Origin of the sequence: Sporosarcina luteola (assembly GCF_023715535.1) — a bacterium.
GTDB classification, from domain to species: domain Bacteria; phylum Bacillota; class Bacilli; order Bacillales_A; family Planococcaceae; genus Sporosarcina; species Sporosarcina luteola_B.
Map to the genome: position 1 here is coordinate 1 of NZ_JAMBOI010000084.1, position 253 is coordinate 253.

At 43.1% G+C, this 253-nt stretch carries 1 protein-coding gene; it reads right to left on the reverse strand.

Going from position 1 to position 253, the window contains the following annotated elements; translation table 11 throughout:
- The coding region (locus M3191_RS18450) for a transposase (RefSeq protein ID WP_251701756.1) at positions 1 to 253 on the reverse strand (253 nt) is incomplete at both ends.

Below are 253 nucleotides of genomic sequence, written 5' to 3' on the forward strand. Positions count from 1 at the left end.
AAATGGGGAAATTCATATATTGGATTGAATCCTCGAAGCCTTCATCGAGTATCTTCAACGCTTTTTGGTACTTGGGATTTTCCTCATACTTTTCAAAGAACAGATCTTTCAGGTTTCGCAGAGTGTCCATCTCTTCCGCGGCAAATATGCTTTTCAGTAGGCTGATTGCCTCCTGATTGTCTTTCTTCGGCATGACGTCAACGATATTGCGTTTGAAGTGGACATTGCACCGTTGCCAGGATGTTCCCACAAA